16 protein-coding genes are annotated in these 22007 nt (G+C 66.0%); 6 read left to right on the top strand and 10 right to left on the bottom strand.

From position 1 onward, the window contains the following. The 6 genes from QE394_RS13550 to QE394_RS13525 form a co-directional block, all read right to left on the bottom strand. Entirely contained in the window at window positions 1-1287 is a 1287-nt protein-coding gene (locus QE394_RS13550) for a sugar ABC transporter substrate-binding protein (protein WP_056076320.1), read from the bottom strand. Window positions 1288-1377: 90 nt separating this feature from the next. Beyond that, window positions 1378-2664 (bottom strand): MFS transporter, encoded by a 1287-nt coding sequence (locus tag QE394_RS13545; protein WP_349034777.1) that lies wholly within the window; start codon window positions 2662-2664, stop codon window positions 1378-1380. 60 nt (window positions 2665-2724) lie between these two features. After that, window positions 2725-3357: a Poxvirus protein I5 gene (locus QE394_RS13540; RefSeq protein ID WP_349034776.1), complete on the bottom strand. Its 633-nt coding sequence runs from the start codon at window positions 3355-3357 to the stop codon at window positions 2725-2727. Between the two features lie 23 nt (window positions 3358-3380). After that, window positions 3381-4298: a carbohydrate ABC transporter permease gene (locus tag QE394_RS13535; RefSeq protein ID WP_056076330.1), complete on the bottom strand. Its 918-nt coding sequence runs from the start codon at window positions 4296-4298 to the stop codon at window positions 3381-3383. Then, window positions 4295-5248, bottom strand: coding sequence for a sugar ABC transporter permease (locus QE394_RS13530; RefSeq protein ID WP_056076333.1), 954 nt, complete (start codon window positions 5246-5248; stop codon window positions 4295-4297). The genes QE394_RS13535 and QE394_RS13530 overlap by 4 nt, the downstream gene beginning before the upstream one ends. A gap of 30 nt (window positions 5249-5278) precedes the next feature. Further along, the gene (locus QE394_RS13525; protein WP_056076336.1) at window positions 5279-6568 is read right to left on the bottom strand and encodes an ABC transporter substrate-binding protein; all 1290 of its coding nucleotides are present in this window, start codon (window positions 6566-6568) and stop codon (window positions 5279-5281) included. Between the two features lie 176 nt (window positions 6569-6744). On the opposite strand from QE394_RS13525, the gene QE394_RS13520 reads away from it, so the two are divergent. Both QE394_RS13520 and QE394_RS13515 read left to right on the top strand, forming a co-directional pair. Beyond that, the gene (locus QE394_RS13520; RefSeq protein ID WP_349034775.1) at window positions 6745-8760 is read left to right on the top strand and encodes a beta-galactosidase; all 2016 of its coding nucleotides are present in this window, start codon (window positions 6745-6747) and stop codon (window positions 8758-8760) included. A gap of 523 nt (window positions 8761-9283) precedes the next feature. Then, entirely contained in the window at window positions 9284-10648 is a 1365-nt protein-coding gene (locus QE394_RS13515; protein ID WP_349034774.1) for an HNH endonuclease, read from the top strand. A gap of 236 nt (window positions 10649-10884) precedes the next feature. Here the strand turns inward: QE394_RS13515 and QE394_RS13510 are convergent, their stop codons facing one another. The 3 genes from QE394_RS13510 to QE394_RS13500 all read right to left on the bottom strand — a co-directional run bounded on the left by QE394_RS13510 (window position 10885) and on the right by QE394_RS13500 (window position 14381). Further along, complete coding sequence (locus QE394_RS13510) at window positions 10885-12240, bottom strand: extracellular solute-binding protein (RefSeq protein WP_056078313.1); 1356 nt, start codon at window positions 12238-12240, stop codon at window positions 10885-10887. Window positions 12241-12505: 265 nt separating this feature from the next. Next, window positions 12506-13447, bottom strand: a complete 942-nt coding sequence (locus QE394_RS13505; protein ID WP_015938286.1) for a carbohydrate ABC transporter permease — start codon at window positions 13445-13447, stop codon at window positions 12506-12508. Next, a complete protein-coding gene (locus QE394_RS13500) occupies window positions 13437-14381 on the bottom strand; it encodes a sugar ABC transporter permease (RefSeq protein WP_056078309.1) in 945 nt (314 codons plus the stop codon). The genes QE394_RS13505 and QE394_RS13500 overlap by 11 nt, the downstream gene beginning before the upstream one ends. A gap of 367 nt (window positions 14382-14748) precedes the next feature. On the opposite strand from QE394_RS13500, the gene QE394_RS13495 reads away from it, so the two are divergent. The 4 genes from QE394_RS13495 to QE394_RS13480 all read left to right on the top strand — a co-directional run bounded on the left by QE394_RS13495 (window position 14749) and on the right by QE394_RS13480 (window position 20450). Further along, window positions 14749-16017, top strand: a complete 1269-nt coding sequence (locus QE394_RS13495) for an extracellular solute-binding protein (RefSeq protein WP_349034773.1) — start codon at window positions 14749-14751, stop codon at window positions 16015-16017. An 81-nt stretch (window positions 16018-16098) separates the two neighbouring features. Next, the gene (locus tag QE394_RS13490) at window positions 16099-17247 is read left to right on the top strand and encodes an acetylesterase (RefSeq protein WP_349034772.1); all 1149 of its coding nucleotides are present in this window, start codon (window positions 16099-16101) and stop codon (window positions 17245-17247) included. A 27-nt stretch (window positions 17248-17274) separates the two neighbouring features. Further along, entirely contained in the window at window positions 17275-19341 is a 2067-nt protein-coding gene (locus QE394_RS13485; protein WP_349034771.1) for a DUF6807 family protein, read from the top strand. Further along, window positions 19338-20450: a M24 family metallopeptidase gene (locus QE394_RS13480; RefSeq protein ID WP_349034770.1), complete on the top strand. Its 1113-nt coding sequence runs from the start codon at window positions 19338-19340 to the stop codon at window positions 20448-20450. Before QE394_RS13485 ends, QE394_RS13480 begins: the two co-directional genes overlap by 4 nt. A 103-nt stretch (window positions 20451-20553) precedes the next feature. Here the strand turns inward: QE394_RS13480 and QE394_RS13475 are convergent, their stop codons facing one another. Further along, on the bottom strand, window positions 20554-22005 hold the full coding sequence (locus QE394_RS13475; protein WP_261620293.1) for an aldehyde dehydrogenase (NADP(+)): 1452 nt from the start codon (window positions 22003-22005) through the stop codon (window positions 20554-20556). Window positions 22006-22007 lie beyond the last annotated feature (2 nt).

Genomic DNA, 22007 nt, shown 5'->3' with positions numbered 1-22007 from the left:
TTAGAGCAGCGCGCTCTTGGCTTCTTCCAAGGCCTTCTTCGCGGCGTCCTGCGGGGACAGCCTGTTGAAGTGGACTTCCAGGGAGTAGCGGGTAAGGGCTTCCACCGCTGCACTGCCTCCGGCTGGCGGAACCGGTACGGCGCCGCCCAGTTCGCTGGAGATCTCATCGATGAACTTCGCGGTCTTGGCATCGGCCGGAGTCAGCTTGGAAACCACTGCCGCACGGATATCGGAGTTTGCGGGGATGCCGCGGTCTGCCAGCCCGATTTCGCCGGCCTTGGCGTTGTTGGTCACGAAGTCGATGAACTTCTGGGCCTCGGCGGGGTGCTTGGTGCGTGAGCTGGCAGACCAGAACATGGATGACTTATAGAACTGCTGCGCATCGGCTGCTTTGCCGTCCACGCTCGGCGGCCGGCGGATTTCCAGGTCCTGCCCGGAGGCCTTGCTCAGGGCACCCAGCTGGTTGGACCAATACATGTTCATGGCGAACTTGCCGGTGGACAGTCCCTGCTGGTCGATCGAGGCGGTAGCGTCTTCGGTGATGACCGATGCCGGCGGGACGGCCTTGGAGTCCCGCATCGTGGCCTGGTATTCGTACCATTCGGCCAGGTCCGACTCATCGAAGCCGAGCTTGCCGTCGCTGGTGAAGAGTGACTTCCCGTGCTGCCGGAACCACAGGTTGGCGGCAGCGTCGGAGTTGACCTGGCCGGTGCCGTACACCTTCCCGCCACTGGCCTGGGTGATCGCGGCAGCCGTGTTGTCCAGCTCGTCCCAGGTCCAGGTCTTGTCATCGGGAAGGGCCACGCCGCTGGCCGATACCAGCGCCGGGTTCGCCATCACCACCATGGCGTTGACGCCGCTGGTCACGGCGTACTGCTTGCCCTCCACCTTGCCGGAATCGGCCACGGGCTGGTCAAACTTGGAAAGGTCAACGTCCTTGAGCTCCAGCAGCGCGCCGCGCCCGGCATACTCGCCAAGGTATGCGGCGTCCATCTGGATGATGTCCGGGGCATCCTGCGACGCCACCTGGGTGGCCAGTTTGTCCCAGTAGCCGCTCCAGTCGCCGTACTCCCCCTGGACCTTGATATTGGGGTTCTCGGCCTCGAACGCCTCGATCAGCTTTTCGGTCATCTTGTGCCGGGTGTCCGAGCCCCACCAGCTGAAGCGCAGGGTCACCGGGCCGTCCGAAGCCTGCGGCGATCCTCCGCAGCCTGTCAGCGTCAGGGCGAGGACGGCCGCGGCGGCGGCCGCTTTGGGCAGCAGGGGCTTTCGGGCGCGAAACATCATCGTTTGTCCTTTGGCGTCGGGATGCTGGTAGCCGATAGAAACCGGTTTCCCACAGCGTAGGTGTGATCCCGCGCACGCGTCAAGGACTGCTCAGGACTCCGTCAACCCGGCCTCCCGGGCCTTCGCAGCCCTGCCGTGCCGCCACAGCAGGAAGCCGATGGCAGCGGCGGACAGCATCCCCAGTCCACCCGTAACCACCAGTCCGGCGCGGACACCGAACTGTTCGGTCAGCCACCCGGCCAGCAGGCCGCCCAGGGCGTGCCCGCCCAGCAAAAGCGGCAGGTAGAGCGCCATCACCCGGCCGCGGATGGCGGGGCCGGCTTCGAGCTGGACGGCCGTGGCTGCGCTCGTCAGGAACAGGAGTGTCATGAGTCCCACCACCACCAGCATGGCGATGAACAGCGGAAGCGTGGGCATGAGGGCCGCAACCAGTTGGGACAGTCCAAAGAGTCCGGCCGCGGCCACAATCCCGCGGCGGCCCATGTTCCGGAGCCGGGCCGCGAGCAGGGCACCGGCAAGCGCACCCACGGCACTGACGGTATTGAAGAGGCCGAAGCCTTCAACGCCGTTGTGCCACACACGCTCGGCGAAGGCTGCGAGGACCACCGGCCCGTTCATACCGAAGGCACCCAGCAGGCCCGCCAGCAGGATGAGGAGCAACAGCCGGGGCCGCTCCCGCACGTACGCGAAGCCGGCCAGCAGCTGTCCGCGGCCCCGGGCAGCAGGAATGCCGGGAAACAGCTCAGCCGTACGGATGGCCGCGATCAGGCCGAGGACCAGCACGCCAATGGCTGCGTTCGCGGCGAATGCCGCAGCGGGGCCGGCCTGCGCGATCAGCACCCCGCTGAGGGCGGGCCCTGCCATGGCACCGAGCTGGCTGAGCGCGTTGTTGAGGCCGATGGCCGGACGCAGGGCGGCGTCGCCCACCACTTCGTTGACGAACACCTGTCGGGCGGGGCTGTCGATGGCGGAGGTAATGCCCAAGGCGACGCAGCTCGCGTACACGGCCCAGACGGTGATGGTTCCGCTGGCCACCCACGCGGCAAGGCCCAGGGCGAGGACCACGATCACGGCCTGGCAGACCATCATGATCCGGCGCTTGGGGAACAGGTCCACCACCAGCCCGGACAGCGGCCCGACAATCAGCATCGGAAGGAATTGGAGGGCGACGGCGACGCCTACGGCCGCGGGACTGCCGGTCAGCTGCAGCACCATCCAGTCCTGGGCGAGGCGCTGCATCCAGACACCTACGCTGCCCGCTACCTGCATGCCCAGGAAGAGCCTGTAGTTGTGCCTGGTCAGCGGCTGGTACCACCGCGGTTGGCTGTCGTGGGAAAGATGGACGGACTGCTCGGAATTCGGGCGGTCGGAAGGCACGTCTGACTCAACTCGGTTGTGGGGCGGAAGGTGTGGTGGTGCGGTTGAGCCGGTGGTGGATCAGGTGTGGCGGGCCGAGCGGATCTTTACCGCTGCCGAGGCGAGGACCAGGGTGCCCGGGACCACCACGAAAAGGGCCACGAGCATCCAGACGAACACCGCGGCGCCGAACAGTGCGGCTGCGAGCAGGGCCGAGCCGGACCAGTCCTTGAGGGACAACGCGCGGCCCGTTCCCAACGCGGACGTCCAACGCTCCTTCGCGTGCGTGCGGTCACCCGGAAAATCGGACCAGGCCGCGGCAGTACGCAGCAGCAGGATGGCGCCGCAGGCGGCCAGGATCAGCGTGGCCGGCAGCACCACTTCGCGGCCAGGCAGCTGGCCCACCCAGGCCAGCAGCAGGTTCAGCACAATGACGACGGCGGCTCCGGCCGTCAGCGCGCCAAGTTTCCAGCTGCCGGGCAGGGCAGCTTTGAAGGTTCCCCACAGGCCGCGGACTGAATCGTCCCGGCCGTCGAGGTGCCGCTCGAGGTGGGCGATCCCCGCCGCGTAGGCCGCGGGGATCGTCACCAGGGGCAGGGACAGCACCAGCACCAGCACCCCTGCCAGGAGGGTTTCGGAGAACAGGGCGAACCGGTTTACCGGAATGGGTTCGTGGTGGTTCGATGCGGGTATGGTGCGGTCCATGATGCTCATTTCCGTCGTGCTCCCTTGTCCCGTTAGCCCTTGAGGCCCTGGGTGGAGACGCCTTCAACAATGTAGCGCTGGAAGATCAGGAAGAAGATCAGCACCGGGAGCAGGGCCAGGACGGACATGGCGATCATGGCGCCGTAGTCCGAGGACTGGGTCTGGTCCTGGAAGAGCCTCAGCGCGAGGGGCAGCGGGTATTTTTCCGGGGTGTTGAGGTAGAGCAGCGGGCCGAGGAAGTCGTTCCAGCTCCAGATGAAGGAGAAGATCGAGGTGGAGATCAGGGCCGGTTTCATCAGTGGGAGCATGATGGAGCCGAAGATCCGTACGTGCCCGGCGCCGTCGATCCGTGCCGCTTCGTCGAGCTCTGCGGGCAGGCCGCGCATGAACTGGACCATGAGGAAGACGAAGAACGCGTCGGCGGCGAGGAACTTGCCGATCAACAGCGGAATGTAGGTATCCACCAGCCCCAGCTGCTGGAAGATGATGTACTGCGGGATGATCACCACGTGGAAGGGCAGCAGGAGGGTGGCGATCATCATGCCGAAGAACACGCTCCGGCCGGGGAACTTGATCCGGGCGAACGCGTAGGCCGAGACGGACGCGGAGAGGATGGTGCCCACCACCGCGCCGAGGGCCAGGATCAGCGAGTTGGTGAAGAACTGCATCGTGGAGACCCCGCCGATGCCGTCCAGGGCCGTGACGAAGTTATCGAGGCTGAAGTTCTCTGACCACAGCGAGGTGTTTCCGCCGCCGATCTCGGAGTTCGGTTTGAACGCCGAGGCGATCATCCACAGGCCCGGGTACAGCACGATGCCGGTCAGGACGAGGGCCGCGAGGTGGAAGACGGTGCTCTTGGCCCGTTTGGCGCCGACAGACTCGGATTTCGGGTTGTATACCGGGGCTCCGGTCTCCGGTGCGGACTGGGTAGGCGTTGCCATGGTTGTCATTTCGAATCACCGCTGTAGTGGACCCAGGACTTGGACGTTTTGAAGAAGATCAGGGTAATGATGCCCACCACGATCACCAGCAGCCAGGCCATCGCCGAGGCGTAACCCATCCGGAAATCGCTGAAGCCGCGCAGGTACAGGTAGAGGGTGTAGAAGAGGGTGGAACCGGCCGGGCCGCCTTCACCGTTGGAGATGATGAACGCTGACGCGAAGATCTGGAACGCGTGGATGGTTTCCATCAGCAGGTTGAAGAAGATCACCGGGGAGAGCATGGGCCAGGTGATGTTGAAGAACTTCCGTACCGGCCCTGCACCGTCCATGGACGCTGCCTCATAGAGTTCGTTCGGGATCTGCTTGAGCCCTGCGAGGAAGATGACCATCGGTGCACCGAACTGCCACACCGTGAGCAGGATGAACATCGGCATGGTCATGGTGGGGTTGCCCACCCAGCCGCCGAGGTTGATCCCGAAGAAGGACAGGCCCTGGTCCACCGGGCCCGAATCGCCGAACATCGCCTTCCACACGATCGCGATCGATACCGAGGCGCCGATCAGCGAGGGGGCGTAGAACGCGGAGCGGTAGAAGCCCTGGCCGCGGCGCTTGCTGTTGAGCAGCATCGCCACCGCCAGCGCGGCGGCGAGCTTGAGCGGGGTGCCGAAGACCACATAGCCCACGGTCACCCCGACGGACTGCAGGAACCGTTCGTCCTGGAACAGGGTGATGTAGTTATCCAGCCCGATCCATTTGGGCGGCTCGAACAGGTTGTAGTTGGTGAAGGACAGGTAGAGCGAGGAAATCATCGGCCCAACAGTGAGGGCAATGAATCCCAGCAGCCAGGGCAGCAGGAAAGTGTAGCCGGCGCGGGCATCCACCCCGCCCCGCCTCGACTTGCGAAGCGGGGCAGGACCGGATTGCGTCGATCGCCTGCTCAGGGTTGGGCTTTGAGTCACGAGTTCAGTCCGTCAGTTGTGAAGCCCGTATCAGGCATTCTGCTTGATAAGGTCTTCGGCTTCCTTGAACCAGGCGTCGGTGGCACCGTTGATGTCCAGCTTGCCGTAGTTCAGGTCCGAGGCGATGCGCTTGAAGGAAGTCTCCAGCGTGCCGAAGCCGACGATGGGCGGCTCGGGAGCGTCCTTGAGGTACTGCGAGATGGACGTTTCGTAGTCGACCACAACCTTGTCCGTACCCTCGAAGGTGGTGCCGTCGCGCTGCGTCTTGGACGCGGGGACGCCGCGGGAGGTCTTGAAGATCTGGCCTACTTCGGGGTCGTTGACCATGAAGTCGATAAAGCGGGCAGCAGCGTCCTTGAACTTGGTCTTGGCGCTGGCCACCATCAGCATGGACGGCTTCAGGAACAGGCCCAGGTTGTCCGCGTCATCGGAGGGGACCGGAACGAGCTTGAGTTCCTTTGCGCCGCTGTCGCCGAGGTAGCCGGCCATGAAGTTGTCCCAGGTGACCTCGGTTGCGGTGACGTTGGAGCCGAACGGCGACTTCGGTGCCAGCTGCGTGACGCGTTCTTCGGAGACGATCGCGGGGGTGCCGCGAAGATCAGCGGTGAGGTTCCACCACTTCTTCAGGTCGTCCTTGCTGAAGCCGAGCTTGCCCTCGGAGGTGAAGGCCTCGATGTTGTTCTGCCGCAGCCAGACGTTGAACATCCACCAGACGCCCGTGTAGTCAGTGCCGCCGAAGAGGGCACCGTTGCTCTTGCTGCCCACCTCGGTGAGGAAGGTGTTGAATTCCTTGTAGGTCCAGCTTCCGTCCGGCTCGGCGATGCCCAGGGAGGCCAGCTTGGCGGGATCGTAGTAAACGGCGAACGCGTTGGTGCTGGTGGGGATGCCGTAGGTCTTGCCCTTGATCTGGCCGGAAGGCAGCAGGGACTTTTCGAAGGCATCGGTGTTGATCTTGACCGTGCCCAGGTCCAGCAGCTGGTTGCGCTGGCCGTAGTCGCGCAGGTAGGACAGGTCCCACTGCATGACGTCGGGCAGGCCGCCGCCGGCAGCTTCGGTGGCACGCTTCTGCCAGTAGCCGGCGAAGTCGGTGAAGTTGCCGTTGACCTTGATGTCCGGGTTCTTCGATTCGAACAGGGCAATGGCCTTGCGGGTGCGCTCGGCACGGTCGTCGTTGCCCCACCAGGTGTAGTTGATGGTAACGGGGTTGTCCGCCGAACCGGTTTGTCCTGAGGTGCTGGATCCGGTTCCGCAGGCCGCCAGTACGCCGGCAGATGCGGTGCCGACGGCTACGGTTGTAAGGAAATGCCTTCTGTTGATCACGGGAGCCTCCTTGCTCAATGTGTGCAATCCCTGATCTCATCTACAACGTAAGTAGTGAGCTGGCTTACACGGCTTCTGAAACGATACAATATCGGCATTCCGGGAATTGGGCAAGCGTTTTCCAATCCACAGGTTTTCCCATCCCGTTCCACTGGTTCAGCAGACATAGGAGTCCCATGGCAACGCAGGAAATTAACGGTCCGGCAAGTGTTTGGAGCAACGTCGAAGGCCTCGGATTCGGCGGCGATTACAACCCCGAGCAGTGGCCCGTGAGCGTCCGGCTGGAGGACCTTGAGCTGATGCAGGAAGCCGGCGTGAACTTCCTGAGCGTCGGGATCTTCTCCTGGGCACTGCTGGAACCGGTTGAGGACCAGTACGATTTCGGCTGGCTTGACGAGGTGCTGGACAACCTCGCAGGCATCGGCGTCAAGGTCGCCCTCGCCACAGCAACCGCCGCTCCCCCTGCGTGGCTGGTCCGCAAGCATCCGGAAATCCTGCCCGTCACGGCTGACGGAACCGTGCTGGGACCGGGCTCACGGCGGCACTACACACCGTCGTCGGCCGTCTACCGGCGCTACGCCACGGGCATCACGCGAGTCCTTGCCGAACGCTACAAGGACCACCCTGCGCTGGCGCTCTGGCACGTGGACAACGAGCTGGGTTGCCACATTTCCGATTTCTACGGCGAAGAGGACGCAGCCGCCTTCCGCCGCTGGCTGGAACGGCGCTACGGCACCATCGGCGCCCTCAACGCGTCCTGGGGCACCGCGTTCTGGAGCCAGAACTACGCGTCGTTCGAAGAGATCCTGCCGCCCTCAGTTGCCCCCAGCACGCTGAACCCCGGGCAGCAGCTGGACTTCCAGCGCTTCAATTCCTGGGCCCTGATGGACTACTACCGCGAACTCGTGGCCGTACTCCGGGAGGTGACCCCGCGCATTCCCTGCACCACCAACCTCATGGCCTCCAGCGCCACGAAATCCATGGACTACTTCAACTGGGCCAAGGATTTGGACGTCATCGCCAACGATCACTACCTTGTGGCCGCCGACCCCGAACGGCACATTGAACTCGCGTTCAGCGCGGACCTGACCCGGGGCATTGCGGGCGGCGACCCGTGGATCCTGATGGAACACTCGACGTCGGCCGTCAACTGGCAGCCCCGCAACCAGCCGAAGATGCCCGGCGAAATGCTCCGGAACTCGCTGGCGCACGTGGGCCGCGGTGCGGACGCCGTGATGTTCTTCCAGTGGCGGCAGAGCTTCGCGGGGTCAGAAAAATTCCACTCCGCCATGGTGCCGCACGGCGGCCGGGACACACGGGTATGGCGCGAGGTGGTGGACCTGGGCGCGGCGCTGAAGCTGCTCGAACCGGTCCGCGGTTCCCGGGTGGAGTCCCGGGCGGCCATCGTTTTCGACTATGAGGCGTGGTGGGCCAGCGAGATCGATTCGAAGCCGAGCATCGACGTGAAGTACCTGGACCTGCTCCGGGCGTTCCACCGGTCCCTGTTCCTGAAGGGCGTCTCTGTGGACATCGTCCACCCGTCGGCGCCGCTCGAGGGCTACGACCTGGTGCTCGTCTGCACGCTTTATGCCGTGTCCGACGCCGATGCCGCCAACATCTCCAAGGCGGCCTCCGCCGGCGCCACGGTCCTGGTCAGCTACTTCAGCGGGATCGCGGACCCGCAGGACCATATTCGGCTCGGCGGGTACCCCGGAGCTTTCCGGGACCTGCTGGGCGTGCGGGTGGAAGAGTTCCACCCGCTGCTGGCCGGATCGCAGTTGAAGCTCGACGACGGCACCGTCTCCTCGGTGTGGAGCGAGCACGTGCACCTGGCCGGCGCCGAAGCGGTTCAGGCCTTCACGGAGTATCCGCTGGAGGGGGTACCAGCCCTGACCCGCCGGTCCGTGGGCAGCGGCGCCGCCTGGTACCTTGCCACCTTCCCCGACCGCAACGGCGTCGACGCACTGGTGGACCGGCTGCTCGCCGAATCGGGTGTCTCCCCCGCGGCCGCCGCCGACGCCGGCGTGGAGCTGGTCCGTCGGCGCTCGGACGACGGGCAGGGCTTCCTGTTCGCCATCAACCACACCCGCTCCACCGCCGCCGTTTCGGCCACCGGCACCGATTTGCTGACCGGCGAGCCCTTTGGCGGCTCCGTTCCGGCGGGCAGCATTGCGGTGATCAGGGAGGGCTAGGCACCTTCGGTCCATACATACGTACGACGGCGGTGCCTTCTTGGGCGCCGCCGTTCTGCTGTGGCGGAGGTACTTGGCCGTCGTCATCTGCCGCCCCTTTCCTTGCTGCACGTGCCTGCCTTGAGATCGTCGGGAGGTTTCCACATAGGGCTTTGGGGCCGTCGGAAATGTCGGTGGGTGCTGGAAGACTTTGGTCATGGAGACGGTTGGCGTGGCGGGAATGGAGGCGGGGCATGCAGCTGCCACCGCGCCACCTGCTTTGGAGAGCATCTCTGGCCTTGCTTCAGTTGCCCGTATCCCATTTAGTGCTCACGCCCGCCCAGCTGCCGCGCCCGCTCCGGTTGCGGATGTTCCTTCTCCTGCCGGCGCACCGCAGGCCACCGCCCTTGTCTCGGCTGCCCATGTTTCCTCGCGTGTGGGGCGCCGACCTGTTGCCGACCATCCCTCGGGTGGTGGTGCCCTGAGTGTTGCTGATGTGTTGAGGGTCCTGGCGGTGGTGCCGGTTGCTGGTGATGGTGCGGGGATGATCGATCAGCTCCGGCAGTTTGAGGATGTGAAGGCTGTGGCGGCGGCGAGGCAGGCCGAGATCACTGTGGCTTTTGACTTGGCGCAGCGGCGGGAGCAGGCTGCCGCCGGTGTTCCCGCTGATCAGCTTGGCGTAGGGGTCGGGGCGCAGGTGGCGCTGGCGCGGCGGGAATCCCCGGCCCGGGGCGGGCGGCTGCTGGGACTGGCGAAAACCTTGACCGGGATGCCCCACACCTTCGCCGCGTTCCGGTCCGGGCGGTTGAGTGAGTGGCGCACCACCCTGGTCGTGAGGGAAACCATCTGCCTCTCACCCGAGGATCGGGCGGGGGTGGATGCGGAACTCGCGCCCGATAGCGGCGTCTTCGATGGTGCCGGGGACCGGACCATCATCTCCGCGGTTAAGGCCGCCGCGTACCGGCGGGATCCTGCGTCGGTGGCCCGGCGGGCCGCCACAGCCGTGGGGGCAAGGACGGTCAGCCTGCGCCCGGCGCCGGACACCATGGCCCGCCTGACCGCGCTGCTGCCCGTTGCCCAGGGCGTCGCCGCCTACGCGGCCCTCACCAAAGAAGCCGACACCCTCCGCGCCTCCGGGGACGGACGGTCCAAGGGCCAGATCATGGCCGACACCCTCGTCGAACGGGCCACCGGGACCCCGGGCGGGATCAACGGGATTCAGGTCCAGCTCCTCATGACCGACCGCACCCTCCTCCAGGCCGACACCGAACCCGCCCGACTGACCGGCTACGGCATCGTCCCCGCCCAATGGGCCCGCGAACTGATCACCGGAGACCAGCCCGGGTCCGGGTTGCCGGTCTGGGTCCGGCGGCTCTACACCGCCCCCGGCAGCGGGGAGCTCGTCGGTTTGGACGCCAAGGCCAGGCTCTTCCCGGCAGGACTCAAACGCTTCCTCCAGATCCGCGACGACACCTGCCGCACCCCGTACTGCGACGCACCCATCCGCCACCACGACCACATCACCCCCTGGCACCACGGCGGCAACACCACAGCCTCCAACGGCCAAGGACTCTGCGAAGCCTGCAACCACACCAAAGACAGCCCCGGCTGGAGTTCAACACCCGTCCCAGTACCCGTAACGGCGCCGCTGACGGACCCCACATGCTTCCCTGACGGACCACCCCGGGTCAGGCACGTCACGCGCCACACCGTAAAACTCCGAACCCCCACCGGCCACACGTACCACTCCACCGCACCACCACTCCCCGGGACGCCCTTCACCCACGCCAGCAGCCCGGGCAAACGCGCAGGGCCAGCACGAGCCCCCACGCGGGCACCCGCCAACCAGCCACCCCCACAACCATCCGTCCAAGTCCTCGGCCGCGTCATCCAAACCGGCGTTCCCTGACACAGGAACACACTGACTGAATTTCCAGGGCGAGCCAGCGCGCAACACGTCAAGGGGCCCTTCGGATAGCCGACGACGACCTTAACAGCCCCGGCTTAAACAGCTCCGCCCCGGGAGAAACCAAAGGTTCCTGCCGGGACGGAGCTGCCACCCGCCGTCGGACGCCTGGCCGGAGGAGGCTTCCTGCCAGGCTGTCCAGAGCCGTGTTGGCGGCGTGAAATCTGGTTGTTGCGGGATTAGCTGCTGATGGCCGACTTCATCTCGTCGACGGCCTTCTTGCCTGCTTCATCCGTGGACAGCCGTTCGAAGAGCACCTCGGAGGTGTACCGCTTGATGATCTCCTGGATGGCGCCTGCACCCTTCGGCGGCGGGGCCGGAGCTTCACCAAGTTCGTCCTTGATCTGGTCGATGAACTTGACCACCTTCACGTCGGCCGGAGTCAGCTTGGATTCGATCGCAGCACGGACTTCCGCGTTGGGGTATACGCCACGGTCAGCCAGGAGGGTCTCGCCTGCCTTGACGTTGTTGGCCAGGAAGTTGATGAACTTGGCGGTCTCCTCAGGGTGCTTGGTCCGCGAAGAGGCGGACCAGAACTGGGATGCCTTGTACCAAAGCCCGGCGTCGGCCGAGGATCCGGTCTTGGAGGGGAACCGCAGGATCTTCAGATCCGCACCGGATGCCTTTTCAAGGGCAGGCGCCTGGTTGGACCACCAGAAAGCCAGCCCGTTCTTGCCGGTGGCCAGGCCGCTCTGGTCCAGCGGTGCTGCCTCGGCCTCAACCACCTCGGAGGCGGACGGCACTGCCTTGTTCTTGCTGAGCTCTTTCAGGAATGCCCACCATTCGCTGATGTCGCTGGGCTCGAAGCCGAGCTTGCCGTCGGAGGTGTACAGGGACTTGCCGTTCTGGCGAAGCCAGACTCCCAGCGAAGCCTCATCGGTGCCGTAGGCTGCGGCTCCATACGTGCCCTTGGGCGACTTCTCGGTCACCTCGGCGGCGATGCGGCCGAAGTCTTCCCACGTCCATTTGGAGTCATCCGGCAGCGGAACACCGGCGGCTTCGAACACCTTGGGGTTGGCCAGGATGGTGGCGGCGTTAATGCCGGCGGGGATGCCGGTCAGTCCGTCGTCGCCCTTGCCGGCGTTGAGGGCGGCTTCGTCCAGCTTGGACGTGTCGATGTCGTATTTGGACAGGTCCAGCAGCGCGCCGCGGCTGGAGTATTCGGTGATGTACTTTTCATCCATCTGGATGATGTCGGGAGCATCGTTGGCGGCAACCTGGGTGGCCAGTTTGTCCCAGTATCCGCTCCAGTCGCCGAACTCCGGCTTGATCTTGATCTTGGGGTTCTCTGCTTCGAACTGCTTGATGGCTTCCTGGGTCAGCTGGGCACGCTTGTCGCCGCCCCACCAGGAGAACCGGAGCTCGACCGTTCCGTCGGCGCTCTGCGGGGCGGATCCCCCGCCGCATGCGCTAAGGGCCATGACGACGGCGGCTGCCGCGGCGACGGCGCCCGTCTTGCGGAAGCGGCGGGCCGGGCGGGAGGAAGGGGTCTCTGCAGGCTGCCGGGCAGCTGCAGGACGGGGGAATAGCGGCACTGGGTACTCCGATCTTCGTTGATCTGTGGTGCTGGGGATGATGCTCGTAAGTGCTGTGATGCGAGCGGAAGGGCGTTTTCGGGACTCAGGACTGACGTCCGGGAAAACGCTTTCTAGATGCAATGCTACAAGTGCATAACTTGTAGTACAAGATGTCGGGCCAAGATCTTTTGTCTCAATTCAGTAGCGGGTTGCGGCGGGCAACGGCGAACGGCCCGCCACAGAGGGGCGGGCCGTTCCGAGGTAGTGCGTGAACCGTGTGCGGTTACTTGATGCCGGTCGTGGCGATGCCCTTGATGAGGAACCGCTGGCCGAAGAGGAACACCAGGAACACCGGGAGCAGGGACACGATGGACATCGCGAACAGTGAGCCCCAGCTGGTGGCGGACTGGGAGTCCACGAACGCTCGCAGTGCCACGGGAACGGTAAACATATCGGGGTCCGTGAGGTAGATCAGGGCGCCGAAGAAGTCGTTCCAGGTCCAGATGAAGGTGAAGATGGTGGTGGTGGCCAGGGCCGGGACCATCAGCGGCAGGATGACCCGGAGGAAGATCCGGGGGTGGCCGGCGCCGTCGATGCGTGCAGCTTCATCAAGGTCCTTCGGGATGCCGCGGATGAACTGGACCATCAGGAACACGAAGAACGCGTCCGTGGCCAGCAGCTTCGGCACGATCAACGGCCAGAACGTGTTTACCCAGCCGATCTGGGAGAACAGGATGTACTGCGGCACGATGATGACGTGGAACGGCAGCATGATGGTCAGCAGCATGATGCCGAAGAACAGCTTCTTGCCGGTGAACTGCAGCCGGGCGAAGGCATACGCGGCCATGGAGCAGGAGATCAGGTTGCCCAGGATGGATCCGATCACCACGATCGCGGAGTTGATCATGTAGTGGCCGAACGGGTGGGTCAGCGCGGACCAGCCCGAGGTGTAGTTGCTCATCTCCAGGCTGTTGAGCCAGAGTCCCGGTTCGCGGAAGATCAGCTCGTTGGGCCGCAGGGATGAGACAACCATCCAGAGCAGCGGGTAGATCATCAGGCCGCCGGCCAGGATCAGGATGGCGTGCTTCGTCAGCGCTTTGGTCCGCTGCGCCCGGCTGAAGGCCAAGGTGCCGCGGGACTCGCGGGGCTTGCGGTGGTTCGTAGGCTTACCGGCCCCTGCGGACTTCTTGTCCGAGGCGGGCAGCGTCTCCAGGTTAGTCGTCATAGAAAACCCAATACTTAGAAGCGATGAAGTTGATGGCGGTGAAGACGCCGATGATGAGCAGCAGCACCCACGCCATGGCGGACGCGTAGCCCATGTCGAACTGGCCGAAGCCCTTCTGGTACAGGTACAGCGTGAAGAACATCGTGGAGTCCGACGGCCCGCCGTTGCCGCCGGAGACGATGAACGCCTGCGTGAACGACTGGAACGAACCGATGATCTGCAGGACAAGGTTGAAGAAGATGATCGGGCTCAGCATCGGCATCGTGATCCGCCAGAACTGCTGGAGCGTGGAAGCACCGTCCACCTTGGCGGCCTCGTAATACATCACAGGGATCTGCCGCAGGCCCGCCAGGAAGATGATCATGGGCGCACCGAACGTCCAGACGTGCAGCAGGATGATGGACCCCAGCGCGGTACCCGGATCCGAGATCCAGCCCGGACCCTCGATCCCGAACATGGCCAGGACCTGGTTCACCAGGCCGGTGGTGCCAAAAATCTGCTTCCACAGGATGGCCACAGCCACGGAACCGCCCAGCAGGGACGGCAGGTAGAACACCGAGCGGTAGAACGGCAACCCACGCAGGCCCTTGTCCAGCACCAGTGCGATCAGCAGCGCCACCGCCAGCTGCAGCGGGACACCCACGAACACGTAAGTGAACGTCACCCGCAGGGAGTTGTGCAGCCGGGCGTCACTGAGCATCCGGATGAAGTTATCCGCCCCGGTCCATTCCGGCGGCTGCAGCAGGTTGTAATCCGTGAAGGACAGGTAAAGGGACATCACCATGGGGCCGATGGTGATGGCCACCAGGCCCACCAGCCACGGCAACAGGAAGATGTACGCGGCCTTGTTGTCCCGGCCGTTCGCCTTCTTCTCCTCCGCGGTGGCCTTGCCCTTACGCCGACTAAGGGAGCTCAGCTCACTGATGGCGCTCATCGCTGCTCCCCCGCTCCATGCGTCAGGCCCGGCGCAACCGGCATTCCTGCCGGGCGCGGCGCCCTGGGTATCTGCTTTGCGGCCATGTGGTCTCCTTTGGTCATCGTGGCCTCCACGTATTGGGTCATCGCCGGGGCGATGAGTGTCAGCACCCCGCGCCGTCCTGGAACCGTTGTGGAAACCGGATGGGACCGGCCGCTGGAGGTGCTGGATGAAAAAGCGGCTCCGTACCAAAGTAAACGGTTTCTTGACTCCTGTATAGCCCTTTGTTAGTTTTTGAGAAAGCGTTTTCTGTAACGGGCATCACTCAACTGTAGAACACCACCTGAGGGGCAGGACAATGAGGTTTCGTCGGAAGAAGTCTGTAATGGGGGCGGCTGCTGCAACAGCCGTACTGGCCTTGGCGCTCACAGGTTGTGGCAGCAGTCCGCAGGCCGGAAAAGTCGGCACGGCGGAGGATCCCGCGACCATCCGTTTCGCCTGGTGGGGCAACGATTCCCGCGCCAAGACCACCCTTGAAGTCATTAAGGACTTCGAAGCGGCCAACCCCACCATCAAGGTGCAGGGCGAGAACACCGAGTTCAGCTCCTACTGGGACAAGATGGCCACGCAGATTGCCGGCGGCACCACCCCGGACGTTTTCGCCATGAGCGGTTCCTACCCCAGCGAATACGCGTCGCGCGGAGTGCTGCTGGACCTGGACAAGGTCAAGGACCAGATCGATACTTCGAAGTTTGCCGACGGAACCGTGGAACTCGGCCAGCTGGACGGCAAGCAGTACACCATCACTGCTGGCGTCAATGCCATGTCCATGGTCCTTGATCCCACAGTGTTTGAAGCCGCCGGCGTCCCACTGCCGGACGACGAGACCTGGACCTGGGACGACTACGTCGATATTGCCGCCAAGATCAGCAAGAACTCCCCTGCCGGCACGTTTGGCACCACGCCGATGTCCAATGATTCGTTCGTTGCCGTGTGGGCGCGCCAGAGCGGCGAAGAGCTATACACGGATGACGGAAAGAAGATGGGCATCAGCGAGGGCACCCTCGCCAAGTGGTTCGAGTTGAACAAGGAGCTCATGGATACCGGCGGCGCGCCTTCCGCTTCGCAGACCGTCGAAGACGGCTCCGCCCAGCCGGAACTGACGCTCATGGGCCAGGGCAAGCAGGCCATGAAAGTCTCCTGGAGCAACCAGATGACCTCATACTCGGGTGCTCCGCTGACCATGGTGAAGCTCCCCGGCGAGAGCAAGCAGCCGGGGACCTGGCTGCGGTCCTCCATGGAATACGCCATCTCGGCCAAGTCGGCCCAGTCCAAGGAAGCTGCGCTCTTCATCAACTACCTGGTGAACAACATGGACGCCGCCAGCAAGATCAAGAGTGACCGCGGCATGCCCGCCAACACCGAACTGAAGGCCGGCATCACCCCCCTGCTGAAGGAAACCCAGCAAAAGGAAGCCGGCTACCTGGACCGCGTTGCCGAGCTCAACGTCCAGCCGCCCAAGCCGTTCCCGGCAGGTTCCTCCTCAACGCTGGAAGTTTTGAACCGATACAACACCGATGTACTCTTCGGAAAGATTTCACCGCAGGATGCGGCGAAGGGCGTCATCAGCGAGGTCAACTCAAACCTGGGCTAAGCCCGGTACCGGCCGCGGTCAGCCAGACCGCGGCCGGTTCCTCTTCACCCAACGGCACTACAGCAGACAGGAGGCAGGCCAGTGGCAGCCGGTACAAAGGATTCCAGGCCCAGCGCCATCGCCGGCTACGAGGACTGGCCTGCCTATGTCCGCGATCATCCGCGGTACACCGCAGCCACCCCCGCCGCGCAGGACCTTGCGGACGCACTGGGGGTCCCCGGTGCATCCGGCCGGCCGGACGTCACGGTGCACTGGGAGGTAACGCACGACGATGTCACCACCTCCCAGCTCAGCTGGCAGTTGGGCTTCGGCCCGCGGACCACGGGCTGGCTGGCGCGTCCGGCCGGAAGTACAGAGGCCCTGCCCGGCGTCCTGGCCCTGCACTGCCACGGCGGCAACAAGTTCGGCGGAGCGGACCGGCTGATGGATCTCCCTGACAGCCACCCGTCCGCTGCCGCCGCCCGCGCAGGCCACTATGACGGCCGGGCCCTCGCCTCCGAAACCGCCCGCCAGGGTTTCGCCGTGCTGGCCCATGACTCCTTCGCCTGGGGCAGCCGCCGCTTCGACCTCTCAACGCCCCCGTGGCGCACCGCCTCCGCGCTCGAGGCGCGGCTGGCGCAATGGCGGCAGGACGGCGTCGTACCTTCCGAATCGGACCACTACAACGCGGCCGCCGGGTTCCATGAGGACACCGTGGCAAAGACCGCCGGACTGCTGGGCACCAGCCTGGCCGGCATGGTGGCCCACGACGACCTTGCGGCCTTGGACATACTCGCCCACCTCCTCGGCGTCGATGCGGACCGCCTGGGCTGCGTCGGCTTTTCCGGTGGCGGCGGCCGGTCCCTGACCCTCGCCGTCCTGAGTCCCCGCATCCGCGCCTCGGTGGTGACCTGCATGATGACCACCTTCGAATCCCTGCTGCCCGCCTACCTGGACGCCCACTCCTGGCTTTTGCAGACTCCGGGCCTGTGGAAGCTGGGCGACTGGCCGGAACTCACGGGCCGCTCCGCCGCCCGGTTCCTGGTGCAATACGCGCTGGCCGACGAACTCTTCCCGGAAAGCGGCATGCGCCGGGCCCACCAAATCTTGGAGGCCCTGAACGCCGGCGGCCGCTACACCGGAAGTTTCTGGCCCGGCGGGCACGTCTTCACTGCGGCCATGCAGGATGAAGCCATCGGCTTCCTGGCCGCGTCCCTTGCCCTTGCAGCATCACCCGCCACCGCCTCCTGACCACCCCGACCCCACAAGGACCCCTTGATGATTTCGCACTCCGCCACCGTGGAACCGGGCAGCCGCCCCGAGCACCGTGCCGCTGCCGGCACCGCAGTCCCCCGCATTGCCCTGGTGGGCGTCCACGGTTTCGGTGAACGCCACCTTGCCAACCTCGCCCGGCTGGAAGAGGCAGGGGCACTGGAGCTCGTGGCCGTCGCCGATCCCAACCCGCCGGCGGGCGGCCGGCTCAAGGAAACGGTGGCTGTCTTCCCGGACCTCAACAGCCTCCTTGCAGCGCAGGCAACTGCCGACGCCCCCGCGGACATCGCCATCCTCGCCACCCCCATACAGACCCACGCGCCGCTGGCCACTGCCGCCCTCGCAGCCGGGCTGGATGTGTACGTGGAGAAGCCTCCCGTGGCGTCCCTGGCCCAGTTCAACGATGTTCTGGCCGCGGCAGAGGCCTCGGGCCGGCTGGTTCAGGTGGGCTTCCAAAGCCTCGGTTCGCATGCCCTCCCGGCCATCAGGACTCTCGTGGAGTCCGGCGGCATCGGCGAGGTGCTGGGCCTCAGCGCCAGCGGCCGCTGGGTGCGGACCAAGGCCTACTTCAAGCGCTCCCGGTGGGCCGGCAAGCGCAGCCTGGACGGCATCGACGTGGTGGACGGCGTAGCCACCAACGCTCTGGCCCACGCCGTAGCCACCGCCCTGCACATGGCCGGGGCGCACACCCTGGCCGATGTGGCCTCCGTGGAAACAGACCTTTACCGCGCGCACGAAACCGAGAGCGACGATACGTCGGTGATCCGCGTCCGGACCGCCCACGGCACCACGCTGCTGTGCACCCTCACCCTATGCGCCCCTGAGCAGGTAAACCCGTCCGTCACTGTCCACGGCACCCGCGGCGAGATCACCTTCTTCTACACCGAGGACGAGGTAGTGGTCAGCACGCCCGACGGCGAGCGCCGGGAGAAGTACGGCCGCACCGACCTGCTGGAAAACCTGCTCGAGGCCCGTTCCACCGGAAGCCCGCTCCTGTCCTCAGCGGCGGACACGGGCGCGTTCACCTCGGTCCTCGAAGCCATCCGCACGTCACCTGCGCCGGAGCCGATTGGTTCCGCGCACATCACGTGGGAGGGCGACGGCGACGACGCCCACCCCGTGGTGCACGGCATCGTGGAACTCTTCGACCGTGCTGCCAAGGCTCAGGCCACCTTCGCCGAACTCGGCGTTCCCTGGGCGCGGCAGCTTCCGCCCGTCCGGACCCTGACCGTGGACGGGCACCCCGTGGCCGACTACCAGGACGGCAGCCACATCCGCGCCGTCTCCTCGCCGCGCCCCTACCTGCACCCCGTCCGCACCCTGGCCGGGACCGTGGTGACGGACCACCAGCCGTTGGACCATGTGTGGCACCTCGGCGCCGGCGTGGCCCTGCAGGATGTGGACGGCGTCAATTTCTGGGGCGGACGCACTTACACCCGGGAAGCCGGGCAGTACGTCTGGCGGCCCGACCACGGCAGCATCGCCGTCACCGGCACGGACGCAGGGCAGGAAGGCCGGCTTGAGGAACGCCTGAGCTGGAACGGGCCTGACGGCGGCCCGGTCCTCGTGGAGGAGCGCCGCTGGAGCTGGACGGGAGTCAGCGCCTCGGCCTGGCGCCTGACCCTCGACTTCGCCCTTTCCCCCGCCGGGGAGCAGCCGGTCAGCCTGGGCAGCCCCGGTTCCAATGGCCGCTTCGAGGGCGGGTACGGCGGATTCTTCTGGCGCCTCCCGGAATGCGGTGGCGCAAGGGTGTGGTCACCGGCCGGAACCGGTGAAGCAGGGGTCCACGGCACGGTGTCCAGATGGCTTGCCTGGACGGGAACGTTCGGTGCGGGAACGGACCGGGCCGGCGATGCCACCCTTGTTTTCATTGCCCCGGAATCCTCCACCGATCCCTGGTTCGTCCGGGTGGACGGCTACCCCGGAGTGGGCCAGTCCCTCGCCTGGGACTCGCCTGTTATCGCAGAACCCGGCAGCCCCGTGCGCCGGAGCATTTCCGTCCTGGTGGCCGACGGCATCCTGGGCACAACCGACATCGAAGCACTGATCACTCAACAGGGGGACCTCTCATGACCCAGACAACAGCTGCACCGCCGCAGGCTGTCCGCACTGCCCCGGCCTCGGTCCGGGACCGCGCGGTGAAGCGCCGGCGAGTGCTGGACATCCTGGACGCATCGGGCAAGGACGCCCTGCTCCTCACCACCCACACAGCCCTGACCTGGTACCTGGACGGCAGCCGCGTGCACATCAGCCTCGCTGGTGATCCCATCGCCGCGCTGCTGGTGGACCGCTCCGGCGACCACCTGGTGACGTTCAACAACGAAGCCGGACGCATCGCGGCAGAGGAACTGCCCGAAGGCGTGGCCCTCCACAGCGTGCCCTGGTACGGGAACCTCCACCAGGCCGCGGCCGCCGTCGGAAGCGTTCCCGGCGGATCCCTCCTGGCCGAAGCCGACGCCGCCACCGAGCTGCGGGCGGCACGCCAGCAGCTGCTCCCGGCCGAGAGCGGCCGCTACGCCCGGCTGAGCGCCGACGTCGCCGCCATCATGACCGATGTGCTGTCCTCGGCACGCCCCGAGACCACGGAGTTCGAGCTGGCGTCGGCGCTGGCCGCCCGGGTGGTGGCCGCCGGCGCTGAGCCCCTGGTGCTGCTGTGCAACGGCAGCGGCCGCAGCGGGTTCCGGCACCCGCTGGCCACGCACGCGCCACTGGGCCGCCGCGCCATGGCGGTCATCTGCGCGCGCCGCGACGGCCTGGTTGCCAACATCACCCGCTGGGTAAGGTTCGACGCCGGCACCCCCGAAGAGCGCGACGCAGAGTCCCGCATCGCGGCAGTGGAGGCGGACATTTTCGACGCGACGGTTCCCGGTGCCCGGCTGGACCGCATCTTCACCGAGATCCAGGCCGCCTACACCCGGCACGGCTTCGGCGCCGACCAGTGGGAACAGCACCACCAGGGCGGGCCCGCCGGCTACGCAGGCCGTGATCCCCGGGTCACCGCCGCCGCCACGGACATTGTGGTTCCCGGCCAGGCCTTCACGTGGAACCCTTCCGGCCCGGGCGTCAAGATCGAGGACACCGTGCAGCTCACGGACAACGGGCTCCAGGTCCTGACTGTCGATCCCCGCTGGCCCGCCACCACCGTGAACGGGCTGGACCGGCCCGCGACGCTGCAGCTGTAGGGCAGCACGCCCTCTGGCAAACCGGGCAATCCAGCCAGACAAGGGCAAACAAGGACAAACAAAAAACCCCGGGACCGCGGTCCCGGGGTTTTTTGTTGGTTGGCTACGGAAGCACCAGTTCACCGTTCACGCGGCGCGGAATGCCCAGCGGGTTGTCCTCCCGCAGGGCGGGGTGGAGCACCGTTTCCGGGGCATCCTGGTAGGCGACGGGGCGCTGGAAGCGGCGGACCGCCGTCGCGCCCACCGAGGTGAACAGGGACGTGGTGGCCGGGTACGGGCCGCCGTGCTGCTGCGCCCAGTTCACTGCAACGCCCGTGGGCCAGCCTTCGAACAGGACCCGGCCGGCGAGCCCGGAAAGCTGCTCCACCAGGGCAGAGATCTCCTCGCCGGGCTGGGCCTGGAGTGTGGCGGTCAGGCTGCCCGGCACCTTGGCCAGGACCGCTGACAGTTCCTCCTGGTCCGTGTACTCGATCAGCATGGTGGTGGGGCCGAAGCACTCCTCCAGCAGCTGCTCCGGGCGTTCCAGCACCTTCGCTGCCGTGGTGGAGAAGACCACCGGCGCCGCTCCGTTGGCCGCAGCGTCCTGGTCCACCGTGCCACCCACCACGTCCACGCCGTCCACCGACGCAAAGCTGCGCAGGCCGTCCGGGTAGGCCTCGGCGATGCGGCTGGTGAGCATGCCGTGGGCCGGCTTGTCCTTGCTGGCCTCGGCCACGTCCGCGGCGAAGGACGTTCCGGCCGGGATGAACACCAGGCCCGGCTTGGTGCAGAACTGTCCGGCGCCCAGGGTGAAGGAGCCCGCCAGCCCGGTGGCGAGTTCATTGGAGCGTTCCTTCAGTGCAGCGGCCGTGATGACCACCGGGTTGAGGCTGCCCAGCTCGCCATAGAAGGGAATGGGATCCGGACGCGACGTGGCGAGGTCGAACAGGGCCCGGCCGCCGGGGATGGAGCCGGTAAAGCCGACGGCCTTGATGGCCGGGTCCTGCACCAGTGCTGTCCCTGCTTCGCGGCCGCTGACCAGGGCAAAAAGGCCTTCCGGTGCGCCGGCGCCGCGGAGGGCGTCAGCGACGATTTCCGCCGTACGTTCCGAAAGCCGTACGTGCCCGGAGTGGGCCTTGACGATGACGGAGCAGCCAACAGCCAGGGCCGAGGCAGTGTCGCCGCCTGCAACGGAGAAGGCGAACGGGAAGTTCGACGCCGAGAATACGGCCACGGGGCCGATGGGCTTCAGGATGCGGCGCAGGTCGGGCTTCGGCGGGGTGGAGGACGGGTCCGCGTGGTCGATGATGGCCTCGAGGTAGGAGCCCTCGGTAATGACGCGCGCGAACAGGCGCAGCTGGCCGGTGGTGCGGGCCACCTCCCCTGTCAGCCGGGCAGAGCCCAGGCTGGTCTCGGAATCGGCGATCTCCACCAGTTCCGCGGCGTTCGCGTCCAGGGCGTCGGCCACCGCATTCAGCCAGTCGGCCCGCTCGGCGTCGGAGGCCGTTGCCGACGTGCGGGCGGCCTCGGTAGCCGCCGCGGTCAGCTCGGACAGGGAAAGCGTTGCAGTTGTCACGT

This window comes from Pseudarthrobacter sp. SORGH_AS 212, assembly GCF_030818145.1.
Classification (GTDB): Bacteria; Actinomycetota; Actinomycetes; order Actinomycetales; family Micrococcaceae; genus Arthrobacter.
Note: the sequence above shows the minus strand (reverse complement) of the source record. Positions and strands in the feature narration are given on the sequence as shown.

Coding starts and splice junctions, on each gene's coding strand:
- QE394_RS13550 (WP_056076320.1), bottom strand. CDS start 1,287: ATGATGTTTCGCGCCCGAAAGCCCCTGCTGCCCAAAGCGGCCGCCGCC.
- QE394_RS13540 (WP_349034776.1), bottom strand. CDS start 3,357: ATGAGCATCATGGACCGCACCATACCCGCATCGAACCACCACGAACCC.
- QE394_RS13535 (WP_056076330.1), bottom strand. CDS start 4,298: ATGACAACCATGGCAACGCCTACCCAGTCCGCACCGGAGACCGGAGCC.
- QE394_RS13520 (WP_349034775.1), top strand. CDS start 6,745: ATGGCAACGCAGGAAATTAACGGTCCGGCAAGTGTTTGGAGCAACGTC.
- QE394_RS13515 (WP_349034774.1), top strand. CDS start 9,284: ATGATCGATCAGCTCCGGCAGTTTGAGGATGTGAAGGCTGTGGCGGCG.
- QE394_RS13505 (WP_015938286.1), bottom strand. CDS start 13,447: ATGACGACTAACCTGGAGACGCTGCCCGCCTCGGACAAGAAGTCCGCA.
- QE394_RS13500 (WP_056078309.1), bottom strand. CDS start 14,381: ATGAGCGCCATCAGTGAGCTGAGCTCCCTTAGTCGGCGTAAGGGCAAG.
- QE394_RS13495 (WP_349034773.1), top strand. CDS start 14,749: ATGGGGGCGGCTGCTGCAACAGCCGTACTGGCCTTGGCGCTCACAGGT.
- QE394_RS13485 (WP_349034771.1), top strand. CDS start 17,275: ATGATTTCGCACTCCGCCACCGTGGAACCGGGCAGCCGCCCCGAGCAC.
- QE394_RS13480 (WP_349034770.1), top strand. CDS start 19,338: ATGACCCAGACAACAGCTGCACCGCCGCAGGCTGTCCGCACTGCCCCG.